Here is a 505-nt window from a genome sequence, read left to right on the forward strand (position 1 = left end):
GTGTAGAGGCCCCAGCAGAACGCGCTGCCGACGATCCACAGCTCGCCGGCGTTGAGCTTGAGCTGCAGCAGCGCCGTCAGGTTGCCGTGGGCAACGATGAAAATCATCCCGGCAAGCGCAACCAGCGCGCCAAGCGACTTCCACAGGCCGAGCGGCTCGCCAAGCACGAAACGGGCAAGCACCATCGTCATGACCGGCGACAGCGCCATGATGATGCCGGCCGTGGTGGCGTCGGTGTGGTTGAGGCCATGGTAGATCATACCCTGGCAGAGCGTCAGGCCGATCGCCCCCACGGCGACGACCTCCACGGCGCGCGTTCGCAAAAGCCCGATCATCGCCTCGTGATGACGGTGCACGATCGGCAGCAGGATGGCGCAGGCAAGCGTCAGCCGCCAGAAACAGAGACCCCAGGGCGGCATTTCAGGCGCCACCCATTTGGCCGCGATGTAGACACCGGCCGAAAGCAGCCAGCACAGGACGGCGGCCGGATAGCCGGCCAGGGAGG

At 66.1% G+C, this 505-nt stretch carries 1 protein-coding gene; it reads right to left on the reverse strand.

The window, feature by feature from the left end:
* The coding region (locus ENZ75_RS16810) for a DMT family transporter (protein WP_245481164.1) at positions 1-505 on the reverse strand (505 nt) is incomplete at both ends.

The organism is Mesorhizobium sp. M7A.F.Ca.CA.002.04.1.1, from assembly GCF_004022805.1.
In the GTDB taxonomy this organism is placed as follows: domain Bacteria; phylum Pseudomonadota; class Alphaproteobacteria; order Rhizobiales; family Rhizobiaceae; genus Mesorhizobium; species Mesorhizobium ciceri.